We start from the raw sequence: 16,422 nt of genomic DNA, 5'->3' as shown, positions 1-16,422 counted from the left end.
CAATTTGGAAAATTATCCCACTAACTTTTTTATGAACGAAGCATTTCTGCACTACCTATGGCAATTTCAACAATTTGAAAAATCAGATTTACGTACTTCAACTAAGGATACGATTACTGTTCTAAAAACAGGATTCTATAATACCAATTCTGGTCCAGATTTTATTAATGCAAGAATATTAATCAATGAAATAGAATGGGTCGGAAATGTAGAAATTCATATAAAATCCTCAGATTGGAAAGTTCATAAACACCAAGAAGATGAAGCCTACAACAATGTGATTCTCCATGTAGTTTGGGAAAATAACCAGCTTATTGTTAGACAAGATGGTAGTTTGATTCCAACCCTAGAATTGAAGTCAATTACAGACTTTGAACTTATTAATAAATATCAGTATTTAATTGATAATCAATCAATAATCCCTTGTCAGGAAGCATATTCGAAGGTGTCTGACTTATCAAAATTTGCAATGCTTGATAAGGTTCTGACCAAACGACTACAACAAAAAGCAGCCATTGTAAATGAACTTTTTGAAAATAATAAAGGAGATTGGGAAGAAACAGCTTACCAATTATTAGCGAGAAACTTTGGTTTCAAACTCAACTCTGATGTTTTTCTTAGGCTCGCTCAAAACCTTCCGCTAAAAGTGCTACAAAAACATCGAGATAATCTCTTTCAAATTGAGTCTATGTTTTTTGGGCAAGCTGGTTTAATTGAGATTTATGATGAATATGCTGAAAAACTAAGTCAAGAGTATGAATTCTTTGCCATAAAGTTCTCTTTGAAAGCAAGGCAATTGAATTCATACGAATGGAAGTTTTTACGTACACGTCCGGCAAATTTCCCCACAATCAGATTGGCACAACTGGCTAAATTAGTCACGCAACAACAGAGTTTTTTCTCACTATTTACTCAAAGTAATTCGATTGAAGAAATACGTAATGCATTAAAAATTGAGCAATCATCTTACTGGCAAGAACATTTTAACTTTGGTAAGACTTCCAATAAAAAATTATTGGGTCTGGGTATAAGTTCTATCAATAACATTATAATTAATACTGCTATCCCATTGTTGGCTTTTTACGCAGAAAAGATAGGAAATCATGAATTAATAAATCGGTGTATCAACTTTTTAGAAAATTTACCCGCCGAAGAAAATAGTATTTGTGATATTTGGAAGAATATGGGTTTAAGCATCAAAACAGCTTTCGATTCACAAGCGAGTATTGAGCTTTACAATAGTTTTTGTACAAAAAAGCAGTGTTTACAATGCAATATTGGAGTAGAAATACTAAAAAACCCTCCCGAATGAGGAGGGTTTGAGAAAAACATCTTAAGTACGATTTACCATCGAAACACCAGATACTAATAATATGATACCTAATACTGCTGGAGCGATTTTTCTTGCACCTTTTACAGCCAAACCCATGACTGTATCATTCGTTGACATAAAAGCTACACAAGCAAACAACAATAGCAAAAGTCCCATTCCAGCTAGGATACCACCTAACATTCTTTTAAATTTAGTTCCGTCATTCATATCAGTTAATTATTTTCGAGTTTAGGTATTTCTGTTAAATATCTTACATCTTCTTTTGTTTTTACAGGCTTAAGGTTAAGTTTTGCTCCTTCATTTAAAATAAACTCAAAAGAAGGGCCAAATTCATTGGGAATGATGCCTTCCAAAACTGCCTCCCGAAGGGCAAGTTTTATGGTTCCCACTTCTCTTGAAGGTTTCAAATCAAAAACTTCCATGATTATCTCACCAGTAATAACTGGCTGAAAATTACGAAGTTTATCTTTTTCTTCCAACTCAACAAGCATTTCCTCAACTTTATCGAAGTTGGCTAAGTATTTTCTTACTTTATTAGAATCTTTTGAGGTAATATCTGCTCTACACAAAATCATTAAAGCTTCTAAGTCTTCACCTGCTTCAAACAATAAACGGCGTAATGCAGAATCAGAAATGCCTTCTTTCGCTAAGGCAATTGGACGCAGATGCAAACGCACTAATTTTTTAACCATTCTCATTTTACCATCAAGTGGTAATTTGAGTTTACGGAAAATATTGGGAGTCATTTTAGCTCCTAATTCTTCATGTCCGTGAAATGACCAACCTATTTTTGGATGAAACCGTTTGGTAGCAGGTTTAGCAATATCATGCAAGATTGCCGCCCAACGTAACCATAAATCACTAGACTTAATCGCCACATTATCAAGCACTTGCAAAGTATGATAAAAATTATCTTTATGGCCTTTTCCATCATGAGTTTCAACACCTTGAAGCTCACAGAATTCAGGAAAAATAATTTGGAGCAACCCAGTATAAAACAACAACTTAAAACCGTAAGATGGTGTCTTTGATAAAACTATCTTATTTAATTCATCGGTAATTCTCTCTTGGGAAACAATTCCGATGCGGTCTTTCATAGACGAAATTGCATCAAAAGTAGGACCATCAATATCAAATCCTAATTGAGAGGCAAACCTCACAGCACGCATCATACGGAGCGGGTCATCAGAAAAAGTAATTTCTGGGTTGAGCGGTGTTCGGATAATTTTTCGTTTAATATCTTCTACCCCACCAAATGGGTCAATGAGTTGCCCGAAATTTTCTTTATTAAGCGAAATACCCAAAGCATTAATCGTAAAATCTCTGCGATTTTGGTCGTCTTCTAATGAACCATCCTCTACCAAAGGTTTACGAGAATCATAACGATACGATTCTTTTCTTGCACCCACAAACTCAATCTCTATATCGCCCGATTTAATTTGGGCAGTACCAAAATTCTTGAAAAAACTCACATACACATTATCGCCTAATTTACTGGCTACTTTTTCAGCCAAAGCGATACCACTTCCCAAACAAACCACATCAATATCTTTATTTGGTCGGTCGAGGAATAGGTCTCGTACATATCCGCCAATCACATATGCATCAATTTCTAAATCGCTTGCGGCATTGGCGATTACTTCAAAAATTGGGTCTTTTTGTAAACTTTCTCTAAAATTCAATGTCAAAATTGGTAGTTCTGTTTGCAAAGGTACAAAGGATTGAAGACCTAAACAATTTCGACTGAAATATTGCAGAAAAGCTAAGGAAAACAAAGCAAAAAATGTAAATTTGAGGCTTATAAGATAAAGTCAGTGAATAAATTTACTAACTATTTGAACAGAGGAAAAATACAAAAAGCACCAAGATTATAATCGTTTTAAAATAATATATCCTTTGTTCGATTAGAGAGCGATTTCAATCGCCATTTTTATCCAAAACAAACCTCAAACATGACTCCCAATATTCCTGAAACAAACCAAACTCGTATCGTCATTATTGGTGCGGGATTTGGTGGATTAGCTCTTGCACAACAGCTCGCCAAACACGACGTACAAATTGTTTTAATTGATAAAAATAATTACCATCAATTTCAGCCTCTTTTTTATCAGGTAGCTATGGCTGGCCTCGAACCGAGTTCGATTTCTTTTCCACTCCGAAAGATTTTTCAACGCAAAAAGAATGTCCATATCAGAATTACGAAGGTAACTCAAGTAAATACCGAACAAAAAATTCTGACAACTGAATTAGGTGAATTAAGCTACGATTATTTGGTAATTGCGGTTGGAGCCGATACCAATTTCTTTGGTATGCAAAATATCATCGAAAATGCTATGCCCATGAAATCTGTTTCGGAGGCTATCTATCTGAGAAACAAGGTTTTACAAAACCTTGAAGATGCTCTTACTGCTACTGATGCCGATACAAGAGAAGGCTTAATGAATATGGTTGTTGTGGGTACTGGCCCGACTGGAGTGGAAGTTTCGGGGACTTTGGCTGAAATGAAACGTTTGATTTTGCCCAAGGATTATCCTGAATTGGACTTTAATCAAATGAAGATTTATTTATTTGGTTCTTCAGCAGAGGTTTTGGAAGTGATGTCGGATGAGGCTTCTGTAAAAAGTAAAGAATACCTCGAACGCTTAGGTGTAATCGTAAGAAATGGTGTGAGAATTACAGATTTTGATGGAAAATATGCTTACACACAAAGTGGAGAAAAAATCAGAACCAACAATGTTGTTTGGGCGGCGGGTATCAAAGGAAACGTAATTGAAGGTTTTGCAAAAGAAGCCTACGGACCAGGTAATAGACTGAAAGTCAATCAGTTTAATCAAGTGGAAGGCTTTAATGATATTTTTGCCTTAGGCGATATTGCATTAATGAGTGGCGACCCTAAATTCCCGAATGGGCATCCACAGGTTGCTCAGCCAGCTATTCAACAAGGTAAACTTTTGGCTAAAAACCTTTTTAAAATGATGCGAAAAGAAGAACCAACTGGCTTTGAATATAATGATTTAGGCTCGATGGCTACGGTTGGAAGGCATTTGGCAGTGGTAGATTTACCTTTCTGGAAATTTCAAGGTGCTTTTGCTTGGTATGTGTGGATGTTTGTGCATTTAATGGCCATTTTAGGTGTAAAAAACAAAGTAATGGTATTTATCAATTGGCTTTGGAATTATATTACATATGACCAATCACTAAGGTTAATTATTAAACCAAAAATAAAACAATAATTGTAGGGCAAGTTTCAAACTTGCCTTTTTTGTTGAAGTAACTTTCAATGATTTTATGATTGTCAAGCTTAGCAGGTTTCCTGAAACTCGTATTCATATATTAAATCAAGAAAGATAAAAAAATCCATTTTTGCTAATTTGACAAGTTAAAAACTTGTCCTACAAATACTAAAACTGCTTTAAATAAGTTCTTGGCGACATTTTCATTCGTTTTTTAAATTGTCGGTTAAAATTAGAGACATTATTAAAACCGCTTGAAAAACAGATTTCCAACACACTTTTTTCATTACTTTGCAACATTCGGCAAGCATGACCAATGCGAATATCATTCAAGAAATCGGAGAAAGTTTTTCGGGTTCTCAGTTTGAAGAATTTACAAAAGGCATTGGGTGTCATGTTGGCAATTTCAGAGATTTCTTCCAAAGAAACTTCTCGCTCAAAATTTTTCATTAAAAACTCAAAAACTGCATTAATTCGTTGATTATCAACTTCTTTTTGTGGACTTTGATAAGAAACACTCGATAAAAATTCTTTGTTCGCCGATAAATGAATCTCATTGAGTATTTGTAAGAAAATCATAAGTTTTTCAAATCCTTGCTTATTTTCGATTGATTTTACGAGATTAGTCACCTCATTTGCCTCATAATTCCTAATTCTGATTCCCCTTGAAGCTTCCGTAAGTAAGTGTCTCAAATGCTGTGTTTCGGGGATGTCGAAGAAATTATCTCCTAATAAATCTCCTCTAAAATAAACCGAAATAGAGTGTGCTCTTAGGCTTTCTGAATAATATTCAGAATCATTTCTAAAAACATGAGGCAGATTGCTTCCTAAAAAATAAATATCATAAGGTTGAAAACGCTCAACATTATCACCCACGAACTGCGTACCAGTACCTTCAAGAATAAGCGTAATTTGCCATTCAGGATGAAAATGCAGTGTATCATAGAAATAGGGTAAATCATCAACTTGCACACGAAATGATTCGGTTTCGGTTTTGGGTATTCTGAATAATAGTGGTTTCATTTTAAATCTACGTTATTACATCCCCCTGCTCCCATTATAGGGGAGAGTTTTGTTCTCGTATAAAAAATCCCTATATGAAAAGAGTAAGGGGGATGTTGTTCAAAGACCACAAGCAATTAAATACTAATTTATTCAATATTAAGATTTATTCATAAAAAATGAATAATTTAGTATAACTATTAGTGAATTTAAGATAAGTTTTTATTTTCTCTAACATCTAATTTTGTCTTATTAATTTAGAAAAGAGTATTTTTTTCTAAATTCTATCATTAATTAATTATATCACTTACTCTTTGCAATATGAAACCATCTTGGATTGGCGTATATCCTGCCGTAACGACTCCTTTTTTTCAAGACGAAAGCCTTGATTTAGATATGTTTAACTTCAACATCGAAAAACAAATCGAGGCAGGAGTTCATGGAATTATTATTTGTGGCTCGTTGGGAGAAAACGGAACCCTTACAACTGATGAAAAACTAACCTTGCTTGAATCGGCAAAGAAAACTATTGCTGGACGAGTTCCATTGGTTATTTGTATTGCAGAGTGCATTACTCGTGAAGCAGTAGCTATCGCTAAAACCTACGAACAAGCTGGTGCAGATGGCTTTATGTTATTACCTCCGATGCGTTATTCGGCTGATGAACGTGAAATTCTTCATTATCTTCACCGTGTAGCCGATTCCACTGATTTGCCTGTATTGGCCTATAACAATCCATTGGCTTACAAAAATTTTATTTCGATACCAATGTTTCATGATTTAGCTGCGAATCCACATTTCGAGGCTATGAAAGAATCAACTGGTGATATTCGTTATATGACAGATATCATTAATGAATTTGGTGGTCGCTTCAAAATAATGTCAGGAGTTGATGATTTAGCTTATGAAAGCCTTGTCATGGGTGCCGATGGTTGGGTAGCAGGTTTGGTAGATGCTTTCCCAAGAGAAACCGTCGTAATTTATGAATTAGTAAAACAAGGACGCTACGAAGAAGCTCGTGCAATATATCGTTGGCACTTCCCTTTGATGCACTTAGATGTGTCAACTAAATTCATTCAAAATATTAAATTAGCCCAAGTTGCTACTGGACTTGGCACCGAATGGGTACGTGAACCACGCTTACCATTGGCAGGTGAAGAAAGAGAAAGAATCTTGAAAATCATCAACGATTCTTTAGCAACAAGACCAGTTTTACCACAAATCTAACATCCCTACACTTTTTTGTTAATATGCATGGTGTGTGAATAACAAACTGTGGGACCGACTATTTAACACTTTGATAATCAATAGATTAACTAGTCTGTTTCACAGTTAAAAAAATCTATTAACTATGACAAAATCATTCTTCTGTATTGATGCTCATACTTGCGGTAATCCTGTACGTTTAGTGGCAGGTGGTGGCCCCAATTTAGAGGGTAAAAATATGTCGGAAAAACGTCAGCATTTTCTACGAGAATATGACTGGATTCGTAAAGGTTTAATGTTTGAACCTCGCGGGCATGATATGATGTCGGGAAGTATTTTATACCCACCCCATGACCCCGAAAATGATGTTGCAGTACTTTTCATCGAAACATCGGGTTGCCTTCCAATGTGCGGGCACGGCACGATTGGTACGATTACAATAGCCATCGAACATGGACTAATTCAACCTAAAAAGCCAGGTTTTGTTCGAATGGAAGCACCAGCGGGCTTAGTTCTAATTGAGTATAAGCAAGAAGGCAACAAAGTAAAATCAGTTAAATTGACCAATGTTGCGTCATTTTTGGCTGCAGAAAATATTGAAGTCGAATGTCCAGATTTGGGAACGTTAAAAGTTGATGTAGCTTATGGTGGAAACTTCTACGCCATTGTTGATGTACAGGAAAACTTCCCGGGTTTAGAACATTTTAAAGCTGACCAATTAATTGCTTGGGCAAGAGTTCTACGCGAAAGAATCAATGAAAAACATACTTTTGTTCACCCTGATAATCCGACAATCAATGGCTTAAGTCATATTGAATGGACAGGAAAAGTAATTGACCCTACTTCAACTGCTCGAAATGCAGTATTTTATGGCGATAAGGCGATAGACCGTTCGCCTTGTGGCACCGGGACTTCGGCTCGCATGGCACAATGGGCAGCCAAAGGCAAACTCAAAGCTGGCGATGAATTTATTCATGAAAGCATCATTGGTAGCAAGTTTATCGGTCGAATTGAAGGAACAACAAAAGTGGGGAATATTGATGCAATCTATCCAAGTATCGAAGGTTGGGCAAGAATTTATGGTAATAATACCATAACTATTGATGACCAAGATGACCCCTATGCATTTGGTTTTCAGGTGATTTAACCCCAAGCCCTAAAGGGTTGCGAAATACTAAAATATTAAATTAGAATATGAAAGCAATAATAGAGAATACCGAAAACTCTCTTATAGGTCATTCTGAAAAGTCGACTAGGGATATTACCATCATCGGCAGTGGAGTAATTGGCTTATTTTCAGCTTATTACTTGAGTAAAAAAGGATATGAAGTAACAATCATCGAACGAACAAATGGTGATGATAGCTGTTCGATGGGCAATGCAGGAATGATTGTTCCGAGCCATTTTATTCCTTTGGCTGTACCGGGTATGATTGAAAAAGGTATTCGTTGGATGTTTAACGCTGAAAGTCCCTTTTATGTAAAACCACGCTTGAGTGTAGATTTAATTTCGTGGGGTTTGAAATTTTATCAAGCAGCCAACAAAAAGCAAGTTGAACGTGCAATGCCTGCCCTTCGTGATATTAGTTTGTTGAGCAAAGCACTTTATCAAGACTTATCTAAAGATGCAGCATTTAACTTTGCTTTTGAAGAAAAAGGCTTAATGATGCTTTGTAAAACTGAACACTCTTTTGAGGAGGAGGTCGAAGTAGCACATCAGGCAAAAGAATTAGGTCTTGAAACAAAAATTCTTTCAGTAGCAGAATTACACAAACTCGAACCTGAAGTAAAACCCGATGTTGCAGGAGCAATTCTCTATACTGGCGATGCCCATTTATACCCAAACCAGTTGGTCAAGAATTTGAAATCTTACCTTATAAATAAGGGTGTAAAGTTTCTTTATAATACTGAAGTAACAGGTTTTGAATTTGAAAAAAAGGAGATAAACAAAATAAAAGTTAAGCAAATAGCAGGAAACTCAACTAAGAATTTAGAACTTAAAACTCAGAACTTAGTTATCGCTACTGGTTCTTGGTCGCCTAATTTAGCAGAAATGCTTAATATTGGTTTGCCCATGCAAGCAGGTAAAGGTTATAGTGTAACCTACCAGCAAAATGAGGGTCAAAAACTAAATATTCCTTCAATTCTGTTAGAAGCGAGAGTAGCTATTACGCCAATGTCTGATAACTTGATTCGTTTTGGAGGAACAATGGAAATTGGTGGAATCAATGATGAAATCAATATGAATCGAGTGCGAGGAATCATCAAAGCAGTGCCAAACTTTTTCCCGAATTATGATATCAAAATGCCTGAAAAAGAGCAAGTTTGGTATGGACTTCGTCCATGTTCTCCCGATGGTTTACCCTACATCGGACGAACCAATAGCTATAAAAACTTAATCATTGCCTCTGGACATGCCATGATGGGCCTTAGCCTTGCTCCCGCAACTGGTAAGTTAGTTCAAGAAATCATAGATAATGAAAAAAATAGTATTGATATAAGCCTTTATAATCCTGAAAGATATGATTGATTAATTGAATCATAAATTATTTTAAATAAATTTTATCCTCTTTAAATCTCAATGATTTGGAGAGGATTTTCTTTTTATACTCATTCATAACTCATTAAGAATGAGACAAATTATCTTGATTATACATCATCCATGATAGATTTTCAAAAAATGTTTTTTTAAGCTATATTGCTTGATATTTGTAACAATAAAATCAAAAACTATCTTTAATAGGTACAATCTTAATTTAAAATGTAGCTTATATGATAACATTAGATGAGTGGAAGACAAATAAAGAAAAATGGCAAGATAAAGACTTGGCCTTGATGGCTTCTGATGATGGATGGAAAAAGCGAAGTCAAAAGAATGACATTACAATTTGGCAGCAATCTTTTCCCGACGATAAAAACGATTTATTCAAATGGCGATTACCTAAGGTGGCGGCCAATCACCACGAAGTTTTTGATGTATTTATCAATAAAATGATTGATTATCACCATTATTGGACATCAGAATACACAGGTGGGTATCTTGTAAAAGAAATTGACGAAAATACACAAATCATTTATCAACAATTTAACCCTAATAAACCATTTATTTCAAAACGTGATTTATTGTATATTCAATGGTCAAGAATAGTTGATAAAAAAACAATTCAAACCTGTTTTAGGTCAATTATTTGGGACGAAATTCCTGTACCTAATGGCTACGAGCGTATTGATTGGTGGGGTGGACATTTATTTGAAGCTAATCCTGATGATTCAAGTCAACTAGTATTTATTGATAGAGAAAACCAAGGTGGTTTTTTCCCTTACTTTATGATGAATTTAGTAATGCCTCAATATCTCATTTATCAATATGAAAATATCATTTCTTTTTTTGAAAAAGGAGGCACAAATGCACATCAAAAACTCCCAGCTGCTCAAAATTCTGCCCTGAAAATCAAATATCAATAAACCGAAATTAATTAAAATGCAAATCTTCAACTGGCTATCTGATAAAGAAGCAATTATTAATCAAATTTGGACAATTACCTTAATTGCCACGGTTGTACTATATATATTATGCAACCTCCTTCCCGATAGAATAGTAGGAATGTTTTTACCATTACATAATGTTTTCAAACCACAAACTAATATTGATTTAGACTATCAATCAATTGGTTATGTTCTTTTGCATACCACTTGGGCTACACGCATCACTCATTCTACAATCATTATCGAAGCTGTTTTATGGTTTGTTATTTTTGAAAGTTGGCATTGGACTATACCCTTCGCTGCATTAACAATGATAGTTATTCAGTCAGTTTTAATTGGTGATAAAAAATTCGGAATTGCTTTTATAGTTATTGGTTTATTGACCTATTTTGGGGCAGTTTTTACTATCCAACTTTGGGAAATAACAAATGCTGTTTTAATCGCAAAAGTTTTATTGATGTTGGGCGGTTTAATGCGAATGCTCAGTCATTCAGCGGAGTTAGTTCCTCCTCTATTAATAAATAAAACTGACCAATTTGAAAAATTAGACTTGAATAAAATAACATTTAGGCTACTTCTTTCCTCTCCTATTGGCTACATCGGTGAATTTGGTAGTAGCTTACCTAATCGAATTTTACCCATTCAAGTAAACTATATCAATCAAACACTTTTTGGCATTACTCCTGAAAAAAATCTGTCGTGGAATGAGATTTCAGAATCGGCTAAAAAGGTTTTGTTAGGTGGATATTCAAAATTAAATTCATTGAATAAATATTACGAAAGTGTTAATGGAGGTAAATAAATCGATTACTTAATTCATAGTAAATTGACCAAAAAATAAATTTCTAAATCATTAAACTGTAAAATATGACGATATCTTTTTTTTAACTTAATTTTACATTTAACTATTTCCCAAACACTTCAATTCCTTAATCAACAAATGACCCTAACCAACCAAAAACACTTATTTTCGCTCGATGAAAGTATAACTTACCTCAATGGAGCGGCCTACTCTCCTACCCTCAGAAGTTCTGTTCAACGAGGAATCGAAGGAATTAATCTCAAAGCATCAAATACTCACCTAATAAAAGGCTCAGACCATTTTACGTTACCTCAAAAAGTACAAAAGCTTTTTGCTCAAATTATAAATGAGCCTGATTATGAGCGAATTGCCATCATTTCCTCTGTGTCTTATGGGATGGCAGTAGTTGCCCATAATGTACATCGCTTGCCAAATCTTAAAAATAAAACACACATTATACAGATTCAAGATGAATTCCCGAATAATGTATATGCTTTCGACCGAGTTTGTCAAGAACATCATTTAGTCTATAAAACAATAGCTAAACCAGAAGTTTTAGAGAATCGTGGTGGACTATGGAATCAAGCTGTTTTAGAAGGTATTAACAACGAAACAGCCATGGTGGTTATGCCTCACATTCATTGGATTTATGGTGTAAAATTCGATTTGAAAGCCGTTTCGAAGCGTTGCAAAGAAGTTGGTGCCTTATTGATTATTGATGGTACTCAATCAGTTGGAATATTAGATTTTGACATTCAAAAAATTCAACCTGATGCACTTATTTGTGCTGGGTATAAATGGCTTTTAGGGCCTTATAGTATTGGAGCAGCTTATTTTGGTGAGTTTTTTGATGAAGGAGTTCCAGTTGAGGAGTCGTGGATGCATCGAAAAGATAGTGATAATTTTGCCCAACTTATTCGTTATGAGCGAGCTTACCGCCCCAAAGCTCAACGCTACAATATGGGGGAGCACTCACAATTTATTCAAGTGCCCATGTTTGAAGATTCACTAACACAGCTATTGGCATGGGGAATAGAAAATATGCAATCATATTGCTCAGAAATCATTGAAAAACCTTTAATAGCACTTCAAGAATTAGGTTGTTGGGTTGAAGAAAGTAAAAATAGAGCCAATCATTTATTAGGCATTTCTTTACCAAAAGAGATTAATAATCAATCATTTACAGATAAACTTGCCGCAAATAAAATTATAGTTTCCAATCGTGGCGTTGCGATTAGAGTATCACAAAATATTTATAATTCTGAAGCTGACTTATGGAAATTGGTTGAGGTTTTAAAAAATAGTTTATAACTTATTTCAAATTCCTTTATAGCTATAAAACTTTCATACATGTATTTAATAACAAAAATCAGTATTTGTAAACGTAGTCTAAAAGTCATTTTGTTTTTTTTCCTCTTTAGCCAGCAAGTAGGATATGCACAAAATAAAATCTGGGAATCATTAGCACTCGAACCTACGGTTGTAGGACAAAGATTTATTATCCCCGAAAAATACAAGGTATTTAAATTAAATGTTAATGCATTAAAAACATCTTTGAGTAAGGCTCCTTTAGAAAATTCAGCTTCTGCAAGACTTGCAGCAATTAGTTTGGAAATCCCAATGCCTGATGGTAAAATAGAACCTTTCTTTATAGTAGAATCTCCAATCATGGAAGAAGGGCTTGCTGCCAAATTTCCCGAAATAAAAACTTATGCTGGTTACAGTATTAATAATCCTAGCATTAGCGGCCGTTTTGATTTCACATCCTCAGGCTTTCATGGAATGATTTTTTCTACAGAAGGAATATTTTTTATTGACCCTTATAGCCGTGGTAATATTGAGCATTACATAGCTTATGATAAACGAGATTATACCTCAAAAAAAGCATTTAGCTGTAGCTTCGACCCTCAAATTCATAGTGTTAATATTGATACCCCAACTAATCCTAAACAAAATAGGATTTTATCACCTAATATTACCAATACTCAAATCGGAGACGGTGTTTTACGTAATTATCGCCTTGCACTGGCTGCTACTGGAGAATACACAGCTTTTCATGGCGGCACAGTGGCTCTGGCCTTAGCTGCCCAAGTAACAACAATGAATCGTGTGAATGGCGTTTTCTTGAGAGATTTTGCCGTAAAAATGAATATTGTTGCCAATAATAACTTAGTTGTTTACACAAATGCAGCTACAGACCCCTACACAAATGATGATGGAGGTACGATGTTATCGGAAAATATCAATAACTTAAATTCGGTAATTGGTAGTGCAAACTATGATATTGGACACGTTTTTAGTACTGGTGGAGGTGGAGTTGCCTACTTGGGAGTTCCATGTAGTTCTTTTAAAGGTGGGGGTGTAACCGGCTCTGGAGCACCCATTGGCGACGCTTTTGATATTGATTATGTAGCACACGAAATGGGACATCAATTTGGCGGAAATCATACCCAAAATAACAATTGCAATCGTAATTCAACTACCGCATTTGAGCCTGGAAGTGGCTACAGTATTATGGGTTATGCTGGTATTTGTTCACCAAATGTTCAAAATAATAGCGATGCTCACTTTCACGGAGGAAGTTTAAGCGAAATGCTCACTTTTATTACAGGCTCGGGAAATTCTTGTGCCACAAAACCCGCCTATACGAATGCAAAACCAACAATTAATTCCAACACAGCAAGTCAAACAATTCCCAAAAGCACCCCATTTATGCTTTCAGGACTTGCAACTGACCCCGACGGGAACGCTTCTTTAACTTATTGTTGGGATCAAATGGATACGCAAGTAGCTACACAACCGCCCGTTGGAACAGCAACTGGAGGCCCAAGTTTTAGAGGTTTTTCTCCTGTAAGTAGCGGTACTCGCTACTTTCCAAAGCTGAGTGATTTAGTAGCTAATGTTTCACCAACTTGGGAAGTTTTACCAACAGTTGCACGCACACTTAATTTTAGATTAGTTGTTCGGGATAATGCCACTGGTGGTGGCACAAATGACCGTGTTGATATTGTTTTGACAGTTGATGGAACCGCAGGGCCATTCGTTGTGAATTCACCCAATACAACTGGAATTAGTTATACAGGTTTTAGTACTCAAACAGTTACATGGGCAGTTGCAAGTACTGATATAGCTCCGATTAGCTGTACAAACGTTGACATCTTACTCTCAACCGATGGGGGGCTGACCTACCCAACCACACTTGCATCTAATGTACCAAATAATGGTTCTGCTAGTGTTACAATGCCAAACATTAATACAACTACTGCACGAATAATGGTAAAAGGCACAGGCAAAGCTTTTTTTGATATCTCCAACAATAATTTTTCAATTACACCATGTACTGCTCCAAACTCACCTACTGGTGTATCAGTAAGTAGTACAAATATTTGTTCAGGAACAGCTATTACATTAAATGCTACTTGTGCAACTGGAACCGTTTCATGGTACAGTGACTTAGCAGGAAGTGATTTGCTTGGAACTGGAACTGGGTTCAGCCAATCACCGATTGCCAATAAAACCTATTATGCTGCTTGTGTAGCTTTAAACTGTCCCAGTAGTAGAGTAGCAACAAACCAAGTAAATGTAACCACTCAACCTAGTATTCCAACTAACGTTTCGGTTAGCTCGACAAGTATCTGTTCTGGTACTGCCGTTTCTTTAAATGCAACCTGCACCGTTGGTACAGTTACTTGGTATAATTCCTCTACTGCAGTTAGTGCTCTTGGTACTGGAACAGGATTCTTACAATCACCTGCAAGTAATATCACTTATTACTCCGCATGTGAAAATGGTAGTTGTAAAAGTACGAGAGTGGCAACAAATCAAGTAAATGTAACCACTCAACCCACTACCCCTACAAATGTAGCGGTAAATGCTTCAAGCATTTGCCCGGGGACTGCCGTTACATTGACCGCCAATTGCTCTGTTGGTACTGTTACGTGGTACAATTCAGCTACTGGAAACACTGTTTTGGGTACTGGAACTGGGTTTTCAAACTCACCAGCGAGTGCAACGACCTATTATTCCTCATGTGAAAACGGTAGTTGTAAAAGTACAAGAATAGCTACGAGCCAGGTAATTCTTGCACCGACTTCTTCTACACTTACCTCAAATTTTTCGTCGGGTACAAATGCCATTCAAACAATACAAACAATTATTGCAACTAATAAAATTATTTCGCCAGCAAAAACCACCTATAAGGCAGGCAATTCTATTTCATTAAATAATGGATTTGAAGCACAAAATGGCAGTGTATTTTTAGCACAAATTCAAGGGTGTAGTAACTAAGAAAAAAGCCCAATTCTAATTTAAGAATTGGGCTTTTTCATTAACTATTCTGATTCACAATTGGTGCTACTTGGGTTCCGATGAGTTCAATGGCATTCATAAGCTTTTCGTGAGTTAGACCAGCATTATCCATTTGGAAAGTGACCCTCGTTATTCCTCCTAAAGCTTCACTATGACGAAGAATTTTTTCAGCAACTTCTTGCGGATTTCCTATAAGAAAAGCTCCTAGTTCTCCAGTCTGAGAATCAAAATGCGAACGCTGTACTGGTGGCCAACCTCTTTCCTTTCCAATATTGGTAAACATTTCTGCATACCCCGGATAAAATTCTTCGATAGCTTGTTCAGTAGATTCTGCAACATAGCCTAAGGAATGTAGGCCCACTTGCAATTCTTCTGGAGCGAATCCAGCCTTTAAACCTGCTTTTCGATATAAATCAATCAATGGTCTAAAACGATGGGTTTCTCCGCCAATTACAGCTACCATCAATGGTAAGCCCAACATACCCGCACGTACGAATGACTGTGGAGTACCTCCTACACCAATCCAAATTGGCAGTTTTTGCTGTAAAGGTCGTGGGTATATTGCCTGATTATATAAAGCAGGACGAAACTTTCCTTTCCAATTCAATACTTCATTTTCACGAATTTTAAGTAATAAATCTAAATTTTCAGTGAACAATTCATCATAATCTTCTAGGTCTAGACCAAACAAAGGGAATGCATCAATGAAAGAACCACGCCCTACAACCATTTCAGCTCTACCTTGAGATATTAAGTCGAGTGTTGCAAAGTTTTGGAAAGCCCTGACAGGGTCAATTGCACTTAAAACCGTCACGGCACTTGTCAACTTTATTCGCTTAGTTCGAGCAGCAGCGGCAGCTAAAATCATCGTTGGTGCAGAATCGAGAAATTCTTTTCGATGATGTTCGCCAATTCCAAATACATCTAATCCAACTTCGTCAGCTTTAACCATTCGCTCAAGCAATTCATTAATTGACTGAACGGGGGTTATAGTCTCACCTTGATTATTTTTTAAAACTGCTGCAAAGCTATCTATTCCTATTTCCATTATAC

Annotated in this window: 13 protein-coding genes; 9 read left to right on the top strand and 4 right to left on the bottom strand. The window is 35.9% G+C overall.

Going from position 1 to position 16,422, the window contains the following annotated elements:
* Positions 1–31: 31 nt before the first annotated feature.
* The gene (locus EMTOL_RS15720) at positions 32–1,312 is read left to right on the top strand and encodes a DUF2851 family protein (RefSeq protein ID WP_015030296.1); all 1,281 of its coding nucleotides are present in this window, start codon (positions 32–34) and stop codon (positions 1,310–1,312) included.
* 21 nt (positions 1,313–1,333) lie between these two features.
* Here the strand turns inward: EMTOL_RS15720 and EMTOL_RS15715 are convergent, their stop codons facing one another.
* Positions 1,334–1,540: a hypothetical protein gene (locus EMTOL_RS15715; RefSeq protein ID WP_015030295.1), complete on the bottom strand. Its 207-nt coding sequence runs from the start codon at positions 1,538–1,540 to the stop codon at positions 1,334–1,336.
* A 5-nt stretch (positions 1,541–1,545) separates the two neighbouring features.
* The gene (locus EMTOL_RS15710; protein ID WP_052315433.1) at positions 1,546–3,015 is read right to left on the bottom strand and encodes a CCA tRNA nucleotidyltransferase; all 1,470 of its coding nucleotides are present in this window, start codon (positions 3,013–3,015) and stop codon (positions 1,546–1,548) included.
* A gap of 270 nt (positions 3,016–3,285) precedes the next feature.
* Between EMTOL_RS15710 and EMTOL_RS15705 the strand changes: the two genes are divergently transcribed.
* A complete protein-coding gene (locus EMTOL_RS15705) occupies positions 3,286–4,566 on the top strand; it encodes an NAD(P)/FAD-dependent oxidoreductase (RefSeq protein WP_015030293.1) in 1,281 nt (426 codons plus the stop codon).
* A 168-nt stretch (positions 4,567–4,734) separates the two neighbouring features.
* On the opposite strand, the gene EMTOL_RS15700 is transcribed toward EMTOL_RS15705, so the two are convergent.
* A complete protein-coding gene (locus EMTOL_RS15700) occupies positions 4,735–5,589 on the bottom strand; it encodes an AraC family transcriptional regulator (RefSeq protein WP_015030292.1) in 855 nt (284 codons plus the stop codon).
* A 300-nt stretch (positions 5,590–5,889) separates the two neighbouring features.
* On the opposite strand from EMTOL_RS15700, the gene EMTOL_RS15695 reads away from it, so the two are divergent.
* The 7 genes from EMTOL_RS15695 (at position 5,890) to EMTOL_RS15665 (ending at position 15,348) form a co-directional block, all read left to right on the top strand.
* Complete coding sequence (locus tag EMTOL_RS15695; protein ID WP_015030291.1) at positions 5,890–6,795, top strand: dihydrodipicolinate synthase family protein; 906 nt, start codon at positions 5,890–5,892, stop codon at positions 6,793–6,795.
* A gap of 124 nt (positions 6,796–6,919) precedes the next feature.
* Positions 6,920–7,921 (top strand): 4-hydroxyproline epimerase, encoded by a 1,002-nt coding sequence (locus EMTOL_RS15690; protein WP_015030290.1) that lies wholly within the window; start codon positions 6,920–6,922, stop codon positions 7,919–7,921.
* 47 nt (positions 7,922–7,968) lie between these two features.
* Positions 7,969–9,303, top strand: a complete 1,335-nt coding sequence (locus EMTOL_RS15685; protein ID WP_015030289.1) for an NAD(P)/FAD-dependent oxidoreductase — start codon at positions 7,969–7,971, stop codon at positions 9,301–9,303.
* 242 nt (positions 9,304–9,545) lie between these two features.
* A complete protein-coding gene (locus tag EMTOL_RS15680; RefSeq protein ID WP_015030288.1) occupies positions 9,546–10,238 on the top strand; it encodes an SRPBCC family protein in 693 nt (230 codons plus the stop codon).
* Between the two features lie 16 nt (positions 10,239–10,254).
* A complete protein-coding gene (locus EMTOL_RS15675; protein ID WP_015030287.1) occupies positions 10,255–11,061 on the top strand; it encodes a hypothetical protein in 807 nt (268 codons plus the stop codon).
* Between the two features lie 138 nt (positions 11,062–11,199).
* A complete protein-coding gene (locus EMTOL_RS15670; protein WP_015030286.1) occupies positions 11,200–12,372 on the top strand; it encodes an aminotransferase class V-fold PLP-dependent enzyme in 1,173 nt (390 codons plus the stop codon).
* Between the two features lie 39 nt (positions 12,373–12,411).
* On the top strand, positions 12,412–15,348 hold the full coding sequence (locus tag EMTOL_RS15665) for a reprolysin-like metallopeptidase (protein WP_015030285.1): 2,937 nt from the start codon (positions 12,412–12,414) through the stop codon (positions 15,346–15,348).
* A 40-nt stretch (positions 15,349–15,388) separates the two neighbouring features.
* On the opposite strand, the gene EMTOL_RS15660 is transcribed toward EMTOL_RS15665, so the two are convergent.
* Positions 15,389–16,417 carry an LLM class flavin-dependent oxidoreductase gene (locus EMTOL_RS15660; protein WP_015030284.1) on the bottom strand — a complete coding sequence of 343 codons (1,029 nt, stop codon included), beginning with the start codon at positions 16,415–16,417 and terminating at the stop codon, positions 15,389–15,391.
* Positions 16,418–16,422: the final 5 nt, after the last annotated feature.

The sequence above is a fragment of the Emticicia oligotrophica DSM 17448 genome (assembly GCF_000263195.1).
GTDB lineage: Bacteria > Bacteroidota > Bacteroidia > Cytophagales > Spirosomataceae > Emticicia > Emticicia oligotrophica.
The sequence above is the reverse complement of the archived record's forward strand: the minus strand, read 5'-3'. Positions and strand labels throughout refer to the sequence as shown.